The sequence below is a fragment of the Undibacterium sp. RuRC25W genome, from assembly GCF_049339825.1.
Lineage (GTDB): Bacteria > Pseudomonadota > Gammaproteobacteria > Burkholderiales > Burkholderiaceae_D > Undibacterium.
In genome coordinates, this window is the sequence record NZ_JBMPPD010000095.1 from 1 (window position 1) to 249 (window position 249).

General features: G+C 47.0%; 1 protein-coding gene. It reads left to right on the forward strand.

The genetic code is table 11. The annotated features are described in order from the left end of the window. Positions 1 to 226, forward strand: a 226-nt coding sequence (locus tag ACO0KV_RS18440) for a hypothetical protein (RefSeq protein ID WP_423044617.1), incomplete at its 5' end; no start/stop codon positions are given. Positions 227 to 249 lie beyond the last annotated feature (23 nt).

Below are 249 nucleotides of genomic sequence, written 5' to 3' on the forward strand. Positions count from 1 at the left end.
TCAGATTATTCGTGACATCGATGTCAAGAGCTATAACGCCAAGCTGCCCGGTGGCACATTTACACTCCAAGAAGATCGTTGGCAAGAGCTAGAGGCTTGGCGTTTCAAACCCGAAACAATAGAAAAATCAAGGCAGGCTGGGTCGCTGATCCACAATGGTATATGCGTCATATCCGTGTCAAATTTCCCTGGCGTCATCGATTGGTGGGGAATGTCTCGCGACTGATTGAATTAGATAGTTACAAAGGC